The 17644-nt window shown below is 72.1% G+C and carries 5 protein-coding genes; all 5 read left to right on the top strand.

The genetic code is table 11. The features are described 5' to 3' along the window. The first annotated feature begins 16 nt into the window (after positions 1-16). Positions 17-991, top strand: coding sequence for a site-specific tyrosine recombinase XerD (xerD, locus tag ACP93_RS19210; protein ID WP_082143542.1), 975 nt, complete (start codon positions 17-19; stop codon positions 989-991). A 101-nt stretch (positions 992-1092) separates the two neighbouring features. Further along, on the top strand, positions 1093-1899 hold the full coding sequence (locus ACP93_RS19215; protein ID WP_048492268.1) for a DsbC family protein: 807 nt from the start codon (positions 1093-1095) through the stop codon (positions 1897-1899). Positions 1900-2238: 339 nt separating this feature from the next. Next, entirely contained in the window at positions 2239-6267 is a 4029-nt protein-coding gene (gene purL, locus ACP93_RS19220) for a phosphoribosylformylglycinamidine synthase (protein ID WP_048492269.1), read from the top strand. 1089 nt (positions 6268-7356) lie between these two features. Then, positions 7357-15576: an ESPR-type extended signal peptide-containing protein gene (locus ACP93_RS19225; protein ID WP_048492270.1), complete on the top strand. Its 8220-nt coding sequence runs from the start codon at positions 7357-7359 to the stop codon at positions 15574-15576. A gap of 157 nt (positions 15577-15733) precedes the next feature. After that, on the top strand, positions 15734-17629 hold the full coding sequence (locus ACP93_RS19230) for a S8 family peptidase (RefSeq protein ID WP_048492271.1): 1896 nt from the start codon (positions 15734-15736) through the stop codon (positions 17627-17629). Positions 17630-17644: the final 15 nt, after the last annotated feature.

Here is a 17644-nt window from a genome sequence, read left to right on the forward strand (position 1 = left end):
CCCCAATCCCGCCCACATGCCCTCCCTGCATTCCCCTGCCGAACGCCGCCAACAGACGCAACGGCTCGCGCCGCTGCGCGAGGCCGATGCGGTGGCGATCCAGCAGTTTCTGGATGCAGTCTGGGCCGAGCAGGGGTTGGCGCGGCAGAGCCTGGACAGCTACCGCCGCGACCTGGCGGGGTTCGCGCGCTGGCGCGATGGTGCGGGCGGCGGGCTGGCCGGCGCCGATCGTCAGGCACTGTTCGACTACCTGGCCTGGCGTACCGAGTTGGGCTATTCGCCGCGCAGCAATGCGCGCTGGCTGTCGTCGCTGCGCGCGTTCTTCGCGCTGCGCGTGCGCCGTGGCGAGCGCAGCGACGATCCGACCGCGTTGCTGGAACCGCCACGGCTGCCGCGTTCGCTGCCCAAGGCGTTGGCCGAGAGCCAGATCGATGCGCTGCTGGCGGCGCCGGACGCGACGGCGCCGGCCGGGCTGCGCGACCGCGCCATGCTCGAGCTGATGTACGCCGCCGGCCTGCGCGTCAGCGAACTGGTCAACCTGCCGGCCAATGCGGTGAATCTGCGCCAGGGCGTGCTGCGGGTCACCGGCAAGGGCAGCAAGGAGCGGCTGGTGCCGCTGGGCGAGGAATCGCAGCACTGGCTGCAGCGCTACCTGGACAGCGCACGGCCGGCGTTGACGGCCGGGCAGCCGGTGCCGGCCAGCGACGGCGTGGTGCCGCTGTTCATCGATGCCGCGCGGCGCGCGTTGACCCGCCAGCAGTTCTGGGTGCTGGTCAAGCGTTACGCCGCGGTGGCCGGGATCGATCCGGCGCGCATCAGCCCGCACGGGCTGCGCCACAGCTTCGCCACACATCTGCTCAACCGCGGTGCCGACCTGCGTGCGCTGCAGATGCTGCTCGGTCACAGTTCCCTGTCCACCACCCAGATCTACACCCTGGTCGCGCGCGAGCACCTGCAGAGCCTGCACCGCAAGCATCATCCACGCGGTTGAGCGGGCGCCACGACATGCGTGGCGCCCGCTCAGCCTGTCTACATGGACCGTGCCGGGGGGTGTGCGACAATCCGGCGATTCGCAGCCCTCATGGATCGCCAATGCTCCGTTTTGCTTTTTGCGCGCTGCTGGGCGCGGCTTCGCTCTCCGCCTGCGCACAGTCCACCACCCCTCCGGCCGGCGCTGCCGCGGCGACCAAGTCTGCTCCTGCCGCCAGCGGCGCACCGGGCGAGCAGCGCGTGCGCTCGGCGCTGCTGGAGCTGGATCCCAACTTCAAGCCCGATTACATCGGCGCCGCGCCGTTCCCGGGCTTTCGCGAGGTGGTGGTCGGCGGGCAGGTGCTGTACGTCTCCGACGACGGCCGCTATCTGTTCCAGGCGCAGCCGTTCGACATCCAGGAAAAGCAGTTCGCTTCCAGCGAGGGCCTGCTGAGCTACCGCCGCAAGCTGTTGGAATCGGCGCCGCGCGCCGATCGCATCGTGTTCGCCCCGGCCAATCCCAAGTACACCATCAGTGTGTTCACCGATATCGAATGCGGCTACTGCCGCAAGCTGCACAGCGAGATCGGCGAGCTCAACAAGCAGGACATCGCCGTGGAATACCTGGCGTTCCCGCGCATGGGCCTGGGCAGCCAGGACTACAAGGACATGGTCGCGGTGTGGTGCGCGGCGGACAAGAAGAAGGCGCTGACCGACGCCAAGGCCAGCGGTAAGGTGCCGAGTGCGGCCAACTGCAAGAACCCGGTGACCATGCAGTACAACCTGGGCCAGCGCCTGGGCGTCAACGGCACCCCGGCGATCTTCGCCCCCGACGGCACCCAGCTCGGCGGCTACCTGCCCCCGGCCAAACTGCGCGAAGCCCTGGACAAGCGCGCGGCCGAAGCGACCAAGGCGGGCGGCGCGCGCTAGCGCTGGCGCGCTGGGATTCGGCATTTGGGATTGGGGATTCGCTGGAGCGCTGCGGCGGCGAGTTCCTTTGCGCAGACGCCCTGCGTGCGGTTTCGGGCTACCGATTCCCACTTCTACTGCGATCCGGACGCCGTCAGCGCGTCCCATGGCGAGCGGCCCACCCTGGACGCGTCATTGTCGCGCCGTGCTCGATCCCACAACTCCGCCACGGCAGGCCATCTTCATGGCGTCGCCTGGTGAGCGTCCGTGCGCGCAACGCCGCTTTTACCAATCCCAAATCCCGAATCCCCAATCCCGGCTTACAATAGCCAGCCCGTTTCCTCACACGGTTCCCCGGACATGATCGTCCTCGAGGGCGCTTCCGCCCTTTCGCCGTTCCGTCGCGCTCGGCTCGAAACCCGCCTGCAGTCCCTCGTTCCCGGCGTGCGCATCGTCGGCGCTTGGCACGTGTACTTCCTCGACGGCGACGACGCCGGGCAACTGGACCTGGTTGCGGCCCGCCGCATCCTGCAGGCGCAGGACGCGCCGGCGCCGGCCGACGCGGGCACCTGCTCGCGCTACGTGGTGCCGCGGCTGGGCACGCGCTCGCCGTGGTCGAGCAAGGCCACCGAACTGGTCCGCGGTGCCGGCCTGGCGATCCGCCGGGTCGAGCGCGGTACCCGCCTGGACCTGGCCGGCTGGCCGCAGGCGCCGGCCGACCAGGCCGCACTGGCCAGGCTGCTGCACGACCCGATGACGCAGTCGCTGCTGGACGACGCCGCGCAGGCGCAGGCGCTGTTCCAGGCGCCGGCGCGCGGCGAGGTCGAGCGCATCCCGCTGCAGCAGTTGGAAGCGGCCAACGCCCGTCTGGGCCTGGCCCTGGCCCAGGACGAGATCGACTACCTGCGCCAGCGCTTCGGCGAACTCGGCCGCGACCCGGCCGACGTGGAACTGATGATGTTCGCGCAGGCCAATTCCGAGCATTGCCGGCACAAGATCTTCAACGCCAGCTGGACCATCGACGGCAAGGAGCAGGACCGCTCGCTGTTCCGGATGATCAAGCACACCCACCAGCAGACCCCGCAGCACACGCTCAGCGCGTACAGCGACAACGCGGCGGTGGTGGAAGGCCATCCGGCCGCGCGCTACCGCCCGGATCCGGCCAGCGGCGAGTACCGCAGCGAGGCGGTGGCGCCGTCGGCGTTCTGCATCAAGGTCGAGACCCACAACCACCCGACCGCGATCGCGCCGTTCCCGGGCGCTTCCACCGGCGCCGGCGGCGAGATCCGCGACGAGGGCGCCACCGGCCGCGGCGGCAAGCCCAAGGCCGGCCTGACCGGTTTCAGCGTCTCGCACCTGCGCATTCCCAGCCTGCCGCAGCCGTGGGAGGGCGCGCGCCCGCTCAACCCGCGCATGGCCCCGGCCCTGGAAATCATGCTGGACGGCCCGCTCGGCGGCGCCGCGTTCAACAACGAATTCGGCCGGCCCAACTTGCTCGGCTATTTCCGCAGCTTCGAGTTGCGGGAGACGCAGGAGCTGACCCGTGCCTACGACAAGCCGATCATGCTGGCCGGCGGCCTGGGCGCGATCGACCGCGTGCAGGTGGAGAAGATCCCGCTGCAGCCCGGCGATGCGGTGATCGTGCTCGGCGGCCCGGCGATGCTGATCGGCCTGGGCGGCGGCGCGGCCAGTTCGGTGGCTTCCGGCGACAGCGCCGAGGACCTGGATTTCGCCAGCGTGCAGCGCGACAACCCGGAGATGGAGCGGCGCGTGCAGGAGGTCATCGACCGCTGCGTGGCGCTGGGCGCGGACAACCCGATCCGCTGGTTCCACGACGTTGGCGCCGGCGGCCTGTCCAACGCCATCCCCGAACTGCTGCACGACTCCAGCGTGGGCGGGATCATTGACCTGGACCGCGTACCCAGCGACGACCCGTCGCTGTCGCCGATGCAGCTGTGGTGCAACGAATCGCAGGAGCGCTACGTGCTCGGCGTGCCGCAGGCGCGCCTGGCCGAATTCGCCGCGATCTGCGAGCGCGAGCGCTGTCCGTTCGCCGCGGTCGGCGTGGCGACCGCCGAGGAACGGCTGGTCGTGGGTTACGGTGTCCTCGGCGGAGGGAATGGCGAAACACCAGCCGCACCCGCTTCTCACGAATCCCCAATCTCGAATCCCCAATCCCCGCATCCGATCGATCTGCCGATGGACGTGCTCTTCGGCAAGCCGCCGAAGATGCACCGCGACACCCGGCAGCCGCCGGCGCCGCGCTGGCCGGAGCTGGACACCGAGGCGCTGGACCTGCGCGAGGCGGGGCTGCGGGTGCTGGCCCATCCGACCGTGGCGGCGAAGAGCTTCCTGGTCACCATCGGCGACCGCAGCGTCGGCGGCCTGACCGCGCGCGAGCAGATGATCGGCCCCTGGCAGCTGCCGCTGGCCGATTGCGCGATCACCCTGGCCGGCTTCGACACCCACGCTGGCGAAGCGATGGCGATCGGCGAGCGCACCCCGCTGGCCCTGCTCGATGCCGCCGCAGCCGCACGCATGGCGGTGGGCGAAGCGATCACCAACCTGTGCGCGGCGCCGGTGCAGGCGCTGGACCAGGTCAAGCTCTCGGCGAACTGGATGGCCGCGGCCAACCACGACGGCGAGGACGCGCGCCTGTACGCCGCGGTCAAAGCGGTGGGCATGGAACTGTGCCCGCAACTGGACCTGAGCATCCCGGTGGGCAAGGACTCGCTGTCGATGCAGGCGCAATGGAGTGTGGCTGGGATTCGGGAGTCGGGATTGGGGATTGGGGAGAGCGCCGCGCGCGCGGATAGCGCTTCTGCGAATCCCGAATCTCCACTCCCCGCTCCCGGCGTCAGCGAGACGCACAAAAGCGTCTCGCCCGTCTCGCTCATCGTCTCCGCCTTCGCGCCCGTCGCCGATGCGCGGGCGCAGCTGACGCCGTTGCTGGCGCGCGAGGCCGAGAGCGAGCTGTGGCTGATCGGGCTGGGTGGCGGCAAGCAGCGCCTGGGCGGTTCGGTGCTGGCGCAGGTGCATGGCGACGGTGCGCTGCCGGCGTTCGGCGGCGCGGTGCCGGACCTGGACGATCCGCAGCGGCTGCGCGCGTTCTTCGAGCTGATCCGCGATGCGCGCGAGGCCGGCATGCTGCTGGCCTATCACGACCGCAGCGACGGCGGCGCGTTCGCCGCGCTGTGCGAGATGGCGTTCGCCTCGCGGCAGGGCCTGGACATCACCCTCGATGCCTGGGGCGACGATCCGTTCCGCAGCCTGTTCAACGAGGAACTGGGTGCGGTGGTGCAGGTCGCCAGGGAAGACCGCGCCGCCTTCGCCGACCTGGTCGAGCGGCATGCGCTGACCGAGTGCGCGCAGCGTATCGCCCGCCCCAGCACCGCCGCCGCGGTGCGCGTTGGCCTGGGCGGCAAGACCCTGGCCGAGTGGCGCTGGGACGAGCTGTTCGATGCCTGGTGGTCGGTGACCCACGCCATGCAGACGCTGCGCGACAACCCCGACAGCGCCGCCGAGGAACGCGCGCTGGCGCGCGATTTCGCCGCGCCCGGGCTCAAGCCCAAGTTGGCCTTCGACCCGGCCGAGGACATCGCCGCGCCGTTCGTCGCCAGCGGCCAGCGGCCGAAGGTGGCGATCCTGCGCGAGCAGGGCGTCAACGGCCAGATCGAGATGGCCAATGCGTTCGAGCAGGCCGGGTTCCGTGCCTTCGACGTGCACATGAGCGACCTGATCGCCGGCCGCGTGGACCTGGCCGATTTCGTCGGCCTGGCCGCCTGCGGCGGCTTCAGCTATGGCGACGTGCTGGGTGCCGGCCGCGGCTGGGCCACCTCGATCCTGGAGCGGCCGGCGCTGCGCGATGCCTTCGCCGCGTTCTTCGCACGTGCGGACACCTTCGCCCTGGGCGTGTGCAACGGCTGCCAGATGCTCAGCCAGCTCAAGGACATCATTCCCGGTGCCGAGCACTGGCCGCGCTTCCTGCGCAACCGCAGCGAGCAATTCGAGGCGCGCACCAGCCTGCTGGAAGTGGTGGAATCGCCGTCGATCTTCCTGCGCGGCATGGCCGGCTCGCGGATCCCGGTGGCGGTGGCGCACGGCGAAGGCCGCGCCGAATTCGACAGCGCCGTCGATCAGGCCGCCGCGCGGGTGGCGCTGCGTTTCGTCGACGGCCATGGCGCCGTCGCGACGCAGTACCCGCTGAACCCGAACGGCTCGCCCGACGGCATCACCGGCCTGACCAGCGACGACGGCCGAGTGACCATCCTGATGCCGCATCCGGAACGCACCCTGCGCTCGCTCAACCTCAGCTGGCATCCGGCCGAGTGGCAGGACGCGTCGCCGTGGCTGCGCATGTTCCGCAATGCGCGGGTGTGGGTGGGCTGAGCCCGGCGTCGCCCCGGCGCGCTCGCCGCGATGGCGGCGCGCCTGCGCGGTCGACATCGACGGTGCCGTGTTTCGCGCCCTGATCGTGGCCTGACGATGGCGCTTGCCAGCGCGCCGTCGGCAGTGCCTGCTGCCGCGATGTTCGGGCTGGCGCTGCCGCCTGCGTTGATCGAGGGCCTGTGCCGCGCTGCCATCGCAAAGCAGTGCCGGGATTGGTGGCGTGGCGCATGCGCCGAATCGCGCGGCGCTGTGTCCCATGTGGGAGGGACTTCAGTCCCGACGCAGGGCCGCGTGCAGGTGGCCGAGCCGGCGGTTTGACCGGCCGATGCCGTCGATTTCCTGTGTGTCGAGTGGGTTTCTCGTCGGCGCGTCCCGCCTTCGCATGATCTGACCGCGCGCGGTCGCGGCTGAAGCCGCTCCTACGAAAATCACGGTGCGTTGCGCCTTGCACGCTGCTGTCATGGCGGCAGCGTGCGTGTGCCTGCGCCATCCGCCGCCGCAAGCCAGCGAGTGGTGCACGTGCCCTCTCATGGCTTTCTGCTGCGTGGACACATCGTGGCAGCACTCATCCGTCGTCGGGCACTCAGGTCGCTCCGCCGCGCGACCGCTCGCCCCATTTCGCGCAACCGGCGCCATGCGCCTCCGTCTGGCGCGGTTGCCGGGCGTCTGCTGACGGGCTTCGGCGCGCTTACCACCCTTTTGCGTCAAGTCCTTGACAGGAAAAGAAATCGCCTGCGGGGCCACATGTCAAGGATGGCAAGGTGCGTGCCGAAAAATTGGCGGAACTTGGTTGTTTTCATTGATATTTATCGAAAATTTAACGAATCAAGGCTGAATTCGCGGTCTTTGTCACGGCTTGTGTCGCATCAAGTCAAAAACTTGACGTACTCGAGAGGCCGGGTTAACACTCGAGTCAGTTCCGCATTCCACCTCGGTTCATCTACAGCTCCGAGCAGCGACAGGCGTGAGCCTCTCGCGTCCCGGCAGGGACGTGCGGCACCAAAAAACCGACAGGGGGTCGGCCGGCCGGAACGCCGGGCGAGGGTGGCTTTTTGACCAAAAACCAGCCGAATTGAGGAGCAGTCGTCGATGAATCGGATTTATCGCAAGGTCTGGAACAACGCACTGGGGATGTGGGTGGTGGCATCGGAACTGGCCAGCGGCGATGCGCGCGGCGCGGTCGTCCGCGACCGCCGTGCCGCACGCGCACACGGCCTGGCCCTGGCCGGTGCGATCGCCCTGGCGCTGGGCGCCGGCGCCCTTCCCACCAGCGCCCAGGCGCAGGCCCTGCAGATCGGCGACAACGCCAGCGCCAGCGGCGACTACGCCACCGCGGTCGGTGCCGAGAGCAACGCCAGCGGCGCGCAGAGCACCGCGACCGGCGCGGCCAGCAACGCCAGCGGCGACGGCAGCGTGGCCAGCGGCACCCTCAGCGAAGCCAGCGGCGTGGAGGCCAGCGCGCTCGGCTACTACAGCACCGCCAGCGGCGATGGCGCGACCGCGCTCGGCGCCGAGAGCATCGCCTCCGGCGCGGCCAGCGCCGCGGTCGGCGTGGCGGCCGACGCGACCGGCGCGTACGCCACGGCGGTCGGCGGCTTCTCCAGCGCCAGTGGTTTCAACAGCACCGCGCTGGGCAACAGCGCGGTCGCGCAGGGCCGCAACAGCGTGGCGCTGCAGGCCGATGCGGTGGCCGACCGCGACGACAGCGTCTCGGTCGGCACGGCCGGCAACGAACGCCAGATCACCAACGTGGCCGCCGGCACCGAGGCCACCGATGCGGTCAACGTGGCGCAGCTCGACGCGGTCAAGCAGACCGCCGACACCACCGCCAAGTACTTCCAGTCCAGCGGCAGCGACGCCAGCGATGCCGGCGCCTACGTCGAGGGCGCCAATGCGATCGCCGCCGGCGAAGGCGCCAACGCCATCGGCAACGGCGCCAGCGCGCGGGGCAGCGGCGCCACCACGCTGGGCGGCAATGCCACTGCGGTCGGCAGCAACGCCACCGCTGTCGGCGCCTCGGCGACCGCGGTCGGCGGTGCGCTGTCGATCGTCGACGAGAACGGCGAGGTGCTACTGGAAGGCACCACCACCGCCGCCGCGCAGGGCGCCAGCGCATTCGGCGCCGGTGCGCAGGCCAATGGCGCGTTCTCCACCGCGCTGGGCACCGCGGCGCGCGCCGACGGTACGCAGAGCACGGCCACCGGCTTCTCCGCCGCCGCCACCGGGTTGGCGGCGACCGCCACCGGCGGCTTCAGCCAGGCTGGCGGCGACTTCGCCTCCGCGTTCGGCTACGGCGCCAACGCCAGCGGTGGCGATGCCGTGGCGGTGGGCTTTTCCAGCCTCGCCAGCGGCGTGTCCAGCACCGCCGTCGGCGGCAGCGTGCTCGGCCTGTTCACCACCGAGGCGCAGGGCGAAGGCGGTAGCGCGTTCGGCGCCGGTGCCTGGGCCAACGGCGACTTCTCCACCTCGGTCGGCTGGCTGAGTTCGGCCGACGGCGCCTCCAGCGCCGCGTTCGGTGCCGCGTCCTGGGCGCAGGCCGACGACTCCACCGCGCTCGGCTACGGCGCCAAGGCCGCGGCCAGCGGCAGCGTCGCGCTCGGCCAGGGATCGGTCGCCGATCGTGCCGACACGGTGTCGGTGGGCAGCGCCGGCAAGGAGCGGCAGATCGCCAACGTCGCCGCCGGCACCGAGGGCACCGATGCGGTGAACCTGGACCAGCTCGATGCGGTCAAGCAGGTGGCCGACGGCACCGCGCGGCTGTTCGCCGGCAGCGGCGACGGCACCGCGCTGGCGCAGGGTCAGCAGGCCACCGCCGCCGGCGCCGATGCGCTGGCCGATGGCGACTACACCACCGCCATCGGCTCCACCAGCACCGCCGCCGGCCTCGGCGCCGCGGCGCTGGGCAGCGGCGCGGTCGCCAGCGGCGACCACGCCAGCGCGGTCGGCACCGATGCCACCGCGGTCGGCACCTCGGCCACGGCGATCGGCAGCACCGCGACGGTGTACGAGTACGACGAGAACGGCTTCATCGTCGGCAGCCGCGAGCAGACCACGCAAGCCCTCGGCGTGGCCGCCACCGCGGTCGGTGGCGGCGCGCAGGCGCTGGATCCGCTGACCACCGCGGTCGGCACCGGCACCTCGGCCAGCGGCGTGCAGAGCACCGCGCTGGGCTATCACGCGCAGACCTTCAACGACGGCGCCACCGCGGTCGGCGGCCTGTCCGAGGTGGCCGGCGAACTGGGCACGGCGGTGGGCTACAGCTCCCGCGCGGCCGGCGACTACGCCACCGCCATGGGCATCGGCGCGCGGGCGACCGCCACCAGCACGGTGGCGGTGGGCATGAACGCGCTGGCCAGCGGCACCGACAGCGTCGCCGTGGGCGGCGTCAGCACCGCCGCGGCCAGCGCCGGCAACAGCATGGGCATCGCCGCCGCCACCGGCGTCGGCGGCATCGCCCTGGGCGCTGGCGCGCAAAGCCAGTCCGACTACGCGATCGCGCTGGGCTACAACGCCAACGTGTTCCCGAACCTGCCGGGCAATACGGACTCGGTGGCGATCGGCCACAGCGCCGGCTCGTTCGCGCCGTACACGGTGTCGCTGGGCAGCTATGCGCTGGCCTCTGGCGACAGCGGCATCGCGCTGGGCTACAAGGCCACCGCCTGGAATGCCGACAGCGTCGCGCTGGGCGCGCGCGCGGTGACTTCGACCTTCAACAGCAACGGCACGGCGCTCGGCACCGACAGCCAGGCCAATGGCAGCGACGCCACCGCGATCGGCTATGGCGCGCGCGTCAGCAACTGGCTCGACGACGCGCGCAACCAGGCGCCGACCAATGCGGTCGCGCTTGGCGCGCATTCCTACGCCGCGCGCGACAACAGCGTGTCGGTCGGCGACGTGGCCAATGGCCTGACCCGGCAGATCACCAGCGTCGCCGCCGGCACCGAAGCCACCGACGCGGTCAACGTGGCGCAGTTGCAGGAGGCCGGCAAGTACCTGCAGGCCAGCGCCGGCAACAGCGATGCCGGCGCCTACGTCGAAGGCGACGACGCGCTGGCCGCCGGCGAGGCGGCCAATGCCATCGGTAACGGCAGCACCGCGCTCGGTGCCGGCGCCGACGCGCTCAACAACGGGGCCACCGCGGTGGGCAGCGGCGCGGTCGCGGCCGGCCAGAACAGCGCCGCCTTCGGTACCAACGCGCAGGCCACCGGGCCGGCGGCGGTGGCGGTCGGCGGGGTGGCGGTCGACGCCAACGGCGAGCCGCTGATCACCAAGAGCGGGGTGGCGGTGGATACCGGCGCCACCAGCGCCGGGGTTGGCGGCACCGCGCTGGGCGCCAGCGCCGATGCCAGCGGTTTCGCCGCCTCGGCGGTGGGCGTGGGTGCCTACGCCGGCGGCGCACAGGCATCGGCCTTCGGTGCGGTGGCCAACGCCACCGGCGACTACGCCACCGCGGTCGGCACCCAGAGCGCGGCCACCGGCACCAGCAGCGTGGCGGTCGGTGGTCCGGCCGACCTGATCCCGGGCCTGGGCCTGTTCGTGCAGACCCAGGCCAGCGGCGCCAACGCGGCCGCGTTCGGCGCCGGCGCGATCGCCTCGGGCGACGACTCCACCGCCACCGGCAGCATGACCGAAGCCTCGGGCCTGCAGAGCACCGCGCTGGGCTACTTCGCCTATGCGCCGGGCGACCATGCCAGCGCGCTGGGCGCGCAGTCCTGGGCCAGCGGCGCCAACAGCACCGCGGTCGGCTACTACAGCACCGCGTTCGCGGCCGACAGCGTGGCGCTGGGCGCCAATTCGGTGGCGCGCCGCGCCAACACGGTCTCGGTCGGCGATGCCGGCAGCGAGCGGCAGGTCGTCAACGTCGCCGCGGGCACGCAGTCCACCGATGCGGTCAACCTCGCGCAGCTGGATGCGGTGCGTGCCACCGCCGAGAGCACCTCCAAGTTCTTCGCCCACAGCGGCGGCACGGTCGGCGCCTATGCCGACGGCGAGGGTGCGCTGGCCGCCGGCGATGCAGCCAATGCCTACGGCGCCGGCGCGGCGGCGTTCGGCAGCGGCGCGGCGGCGATGGGCGATGACGCGGTCGCGCTCGGCAACGGCAGCAGCGCCAGCGGCACCGGCGGCACCGCCATCGGCGGCCGCGGCCAGGCCTACGACCAATACAACCAGCCGATCGTCGATGCCGACGGCAAGCCGATGCTGGTCGGCGCCAATGCCGGCGAGAACGCCACCGCGCTCGGTGCCGGCGCGCAGGCGACCGGCAGCGTCGCCACCGCCACCGGCTACGGCGCGCAGGCCACCGGCGACCACAGCACTGCCGGCGGCTACAAGGCGCGGGCGACCGGCAACTACAGCCTGGCGCAGGGCGACAACGCCTGGGCCAGCGGCGAGGACGCCAGTGCGGTCGGCGCCTACGCCTGGGCCACGGCCGATGGCGCTTCGGCGTTCGGCACCTCGGCCTGGGCCAGCGGCGCCAACGCCTCGGCGTTCGGCACCGGGGCGTGGGCCAGCGGCAGCGGCGCCACCTCGATCGGCTTCAACAGCTGGGCGCCGGGGCTGAGTGCCACTGCGGTCGGCCGCGGCGCCTTCGGCTACGGCAGCTACAGCGTGGCGCTGGGCTTCCAGGCGCTGGGCAACCAGGTCAACACCATCGCCATCGGCACCAACACCGTGGCTGATGCGGAAAGCGCGATCAGCCTCGGTGCCGGCAGCGAGGCCACCGCCGCCAATGCGGTGGCGCTGGGTGCCGGGGCGGTTGCCGATCGCGCCTACAGCGTGTCGGTGGGCAGCGCCGGGCAGGAGCGGCAGATCACCAACGTCGCCGCCGGTACCGAGGCCACCGATGCGGTCAACGTCGCCCAGCTGGATGCGGTGAAGCAGGCGGCGGCGACCACCAGCAAGTACTTCCAGGCCAGCGGCAGCGCCGACAGCGATGCCGGCGCGCTGGTCGACGGCGACAATGCGCTGGCGGCCGGCGAGGCCGCCAACGCCACCGCCGACGGCGCCACCGCGCTCGGCGGCGGCGCCAATGCCGTGGCCGCCGGGGCGACCGCGATCGGCTTCAATGCCGTCTCCAGCGGCGTCGACGCGGTCGCGCTGGGCAACACCAGCCAGGCGTCGGGCGAGAACAGCATCGCCATCGGCAGCAACGCGCAGGCCAGCGAGATCGGCGCCACCGCCAGCGGTGCCGGCGCGCAGGCCAGCGGCACCTATGCCACCGCCACCGGCAACGAAGCGGTGGCCTCGGACAACCAGGCCACGGCGACCGGCTTCCGCAGCACTGCCTCGGGCACCGGCGCCACTGCGCTCGGTGGCTACAGCGAGGCCACCGGCTACCTGTCCTCGGCGCTGGGCTACGGCGCGCTCGCCTCCGGCAGCTACGGCACCGCGGTCGGCGTGTCTTCCACCGCGTCCGGCAGCGGCAGCGTGGCGGTAGGCGAATACAGCGTGGCCTCCGGCGCGGAGAGCGTGGCGGTCGGCGGCACCTCGTTCTTCGGCCTGATCCCGGCCGAGGCCTCGGGCGCCAACAGCGCGGCGTTCGGTGCCGGTGCCGGCGCCACCGCGGACTTCAGCAGCGCGTTGGGCAGCCTCAGCTACGCCAGTGCCGACAGCGCCAGCGCCTTCGGCTACGGCGCCTATGCGTCCGGCGTCAACAGCGTGGCCCTGGGTGCGAACTCCGAGGCGGCGCGCGACAACACCGTCTCGGTGGGCAGCGCCGGCAAGGAGCGGCAGATCACCAGCGTCGCCGCCGGCACCGAGGCCACCGATGCGGTCAACGTCGCCCAACTGGAAGAGGTCAAGCAGTCCGCCGATGCCACCGGCAAGCAGTTCAAGGCCAGCGGCGGCAGCGATCCGGCCGACGATGTCGGCAGCTACGTGGAAGGCAACTACGCCACCGCCGCCGGCGAGGCCAGCAACGCGTACGGCACCGGCGCGTCGGCGTTCGGTAGCGGCGCGCTGGCCGGCGCCCGCTACGCCACCGCGTCCGGCTACAACGCCACCGCCACCGGCGAATCCAGCACCGCGATCGGCGGCTCGCTGTACTACACCGATGCGTCCGGCAACGTGCTGCTCGACGGCACCACCACCGCCAGTGCCGCCGGCGCCACCGCGCTCGGCGCAGGTGCGCAGGCCAGCGGCACGTTCAGCAGCGCCAGTGGCGCCGGCGCCATCGCCAGCGGCCTGCAGGCCACCGCCGACGGCTACAAGGCCAGCGCCGGCAGCGACTACAGCACCGCGGTCGGTGCCTTCAGCAACGCCAGCGGCACCCGCACCAGCGCCTTCGGCTACGGTGCGGCGGCGGCGGGCAACTACGCCTCGGCGCTGGGCTGGGGCAGCACCGCCTCCGGCGCGTATGCCGCGGCGCTGGGCTACAGCGCCCGCGCCACCGGCGAGGATGCGACCGCGCTCGGTGCGTCGGCCTGGGCCACCGCGGCGCAGACCACCTCGGTCGGCCAGTTCGCCTGGGCCACCGCGCAAGGCGGCACCGCGATCGGCCAGAACGCCTTCGCCTTCGGCGGCACCAATGCCACGGCGCTAGGCATCAACGCCTCGGCCAGCGGCGCCGGCAGCGTCGCCCTGGGCTCGGGCGCGCGCACCAGCGAAGCCAATGTGGTGTCGGTGGGCGGTGGCAACGGCGTCACTGCACCGGCGACGCGCCGCATCACCAATGTCGGTGCCGCGGTCAATGCCACCGATGCGGTGAACAAGGCGCAGCTGGACGCGGTGGCCACCGCGGCCGGCGACACCAGTGCGCGCTTCCAGAGTTCCGGCACCGCGGTGGCCAGCGCCAGCGGCGTGGACAGCACCGCGGCCGGTGCCGGTGCCACCGCCAGCGGCCTGCGCAGTTCCGCGCTGGGCGTGGGCAGCGTCGCCGCCGGCGCCGGTGCCACTGCCAACGGTGCCGGCAGCTCGGCGACCGGTGCGCGCAGCACCGCGATCGGTCTGCAGACCAATGCGATCGGCGAGAACGGCGTGGCGATGGGCTACAACAGCTTCGTCCGCAACAGCGGCAGCAACGGCGTCGCGCTCGGCGCCAATGCCGGCGTCTCCGCGGACAACGCGGTCGCGCTCGGCGCCGGCTCGCGCGTGTACGAGGCCGACACCGTGTCGCTGGGCAGCGGCAACGGCCGCGGCGGCCCGGCCACCCGGCGCATCGTCAACCTGACCGCCGGCAGCGTCGCCGCCGGCAGCACCGACGCGATCAACGGCGGCCAGCTGTACCAGTCGCTGAGCAACATGGCCACGTTCCTGGGCGGTGGTGCCGGACTCGGCGCGCAGGGCCTGTTCGTGGCGCCGACCTACGTGATCCAGGGCGCCAGCTACACCAACGTCGGCGCGGCGCTGGCGGCCCTGGACGGCAAGGTCAGCGAACTGGATGCGCGCACCGGCGGCAGCACCACCGCGGCACGCAGCGCGCGCATGGTCGGCACCAGTGCGGTGGCCGCGCAGGCCACCGAGGCTGCGCCTGCGGCGCCGGCCGCGACGGCGGCCACTGCGGCGGCGGAGGCCCCGGTGTCCGGCAGCATCGGCACCGCGCAGGTCGGCGAAAGCACGGCGGTTGCCTCCAGCGCCACGGCGGTGGGGACCGCCGCGCGCGCCAACGACGTCACTGGCACCGCGATCGGTGGCAGCGCCTACGCGCACGGCCCCAACGACACCGCGATCGGCAGCAACGCCAAGGTCAATGCCGACGGCAGCACCGCGGTGGGCGCCAACAGCCACATCGCGGCGGTGGCGACCAATGCGGTGGCGATGGGCGAGGGCGCCAGCGTCAGCGCGGCCTCGGGTACCGCCATCGGCCAGGGCGCCAGTGCCACGGCGCAAGGTGCGGTCGCACTGGGGCAGGGTTCGGTGGCCGATCGTGCGCAGACGGTCTCGATCGGCAGCGCCGGCAACGAGCGCCAGCTCGCCAACGTCGCCGCCGGCACCCAGGCCACCGACGCGGTCAACAAGAGCCAGCTCGACAACGGCGTGGCCACCGCCAAGTCGTACACCGATGCGCGCTTCGGCACCATGGCCGACAGCTTCGAGGTGCTGCGCGGCGACGTCGATGCGCGGTTGCGCGACCAGGACCGCCGCATCGACCGCCAGGGCGCGATGAGCGCGGCCATGCTCAACATGGCCACCAGCGCCGCCGGCATCCGCACCCAGAACCGGGTCGGCGCCGGCATCGGCTTCCAGAACGGCGAGTCGGCGCTGTCGGTGGGCTACCAGCGCGCCTTCAGCGATCGCGCCACCGTGACCATCGGTGGTGCCTTCAGCAGCGACGACAGCTCCATCGGCATCGGTGCCGGTTTCGGCTGGTGATCCATCGCGGACGGCGGCGCGTGCCGCCGTCCGCCACGCAATGGCCTGAGGGGGCAGACCACAGGACCTTGGCTGGGCCGGCCAACGGATTCGGAAAAAGGGAGTTTTACGGCCGCAACTGTCGCCTGATCCACGAAACTTTGAAGAGGACGTCAACGTGATCGACAAGCAAAACCTTCGTATCAATGCCATCGCCGCCGCCATGCTGGCGATGTCGCTGGGAGCCTCGAGCGCGATCGCGGCCAGCGCCTCGGCGCCGCTGCCGGTCAAGGAACCGGGCAGGTCCGCGCCGGCCGATGCGGTGACCTCCAACCGCATCCTGGTGCGCTACAACGCCGGCACCGCCGCGGCCAGCGACCGCAGCGCCAAGCTGTCGGCGGTGCAGTCGGCGGTGGGCCGCGCCAGCCTCGGCGGCGGCAACGGCATCTCGCGCGCGGCCGCGGCCAGCGTGCGCGCCGAGTACGTGCGCACCCTGGGCATCGGCGCGGACCTGATCCGCCTGACCGGCAAGCTGAGCAAGGCCGACCTGGACAAGGTGGTGGCGGAGATCGCCGCCGACCCGACGGTGAAGTACGCGCAGGTCGACGCCAAGCTGCGCCCGGTCGAGGTGCTGCGGGCCAAGGCGCAGGTGCAGCCGCAGTTCGTGCCCAACGACCCGCTGTACGCGCAGTACCAGTGGCACTACAGCAACGCCACCGGCGGCATCAACGCGCCTGCCGCGTGGGACGTGTCCAAGGGCGACGGCGTGGTGGTGGCGGTGCTCGACACCGGCATCCTGCCGAACCATCCGGACGTGGCGGTGAACCTGCTGCAGGGCTACGACTTCATCTCCGACGCGGCGACCTCGCGGCGTCCGACCGACGCCCGCGTGCCGGGCGCGCTGGACTACGGCGACTGGGTCGAGAACGACAACGAGTGCTACGCCGGTTCCCTCGCCGACGACAGTTCCTGGCACGGCACCCACGTCGCCGGCACCGTGGCCGAGGCCACCAACAACGGCATCGGCATGGCCGGCGTGGCGCCCAACGCCACCGTGCTGCCGGTGCGCGTGCTCGGCAAGTGCGGCGGCTACACCTCCGACATCGCCGACGCCATCATCTGGGCCTCGGGCGGCACCGTGTCCGGCGTGCCGGCCAACCAGAACCCGGCCGAGATCATCAACATGAGCCTCGGCGGTGGCGGCGCCTGCGACAGCGCCACCCAGGAGGCGATCAACGGTGCGGTGTCGCGTGGCACCACCGTGGTGGTGGCGGCCGGCAACAACACCGCCAACGCCGCCAACTTCAGCCCGGCCAGCTGCGACAACGTGGTCGCGGTCGGCGCCACCCGTATCACCGGCGGCATCACCTACTACTCCAACTTCGGCGCCAAGGTGGACCTGTCCGGTCCGGGCGGCGGCGGCAGCGTCGACGGCAACCCGGGCGGCTACATCTGGCAGACCAGCTACAGCGGCAAGACCACGCCGACCTCGGGCGAGTACATCTATATCGGCATGGGGGGCACCTCGATGGCCTCCCCGCACGTGGCCGCGGTGGCCGCACTGGTGCAGAGCGCGCTGATCGCCGCGGGCAAGGCACCGCTGACCCCGGCAGCGCTGGAGACCCTGCTCAAGCAGACCGCGCGTCCGTTCCCGGTGTCGATCCCGTCCAGCACCCCGATCGGCACCGGCATCCTCGACGCCAAGGCCGCCCTGGCCAAGGCGCTGGAAGAGCCGTGCGATCCGGCCACCGAGCAGTGCGCGCCGCCAGCGACCGCGTTGACCAACAAGGTGGCGGTGGCGGGCCTGACCGGCGCCGCGGGCAACGAGGCGCTGTACAGCTTCGAGGCCAAGGCCGGTGCGGTGCTGAGCTTCCTCACCTACGGCGGCAGCGGCAACGTGTCGCTGTATGTCAGCTTCGGCAAGGAGCCGGGCACCGGCAACGCCGACGCCAAGTCGACCCGTCCGGGCAACAACGAGACGGTGCGCTTCACCGCGCCGCAGGCCGGCACCTACTACATCAAGCTGGTCGGCGAGAGCGCCTACAACGGCGTGAGCCTGGTCGCGCGCCAGTAAGCGCACGCGGCGCAG

This window comes from Xanthomonas sp. NCPPB 1128 (genome assembly GCF_001043115.1).
Classification (GTDB): Bacteria; Pseudomonadota; Gammaproteobacteria; order Xanthomonadales; family Xanthomonadaceae; genus Xanthomonas_A.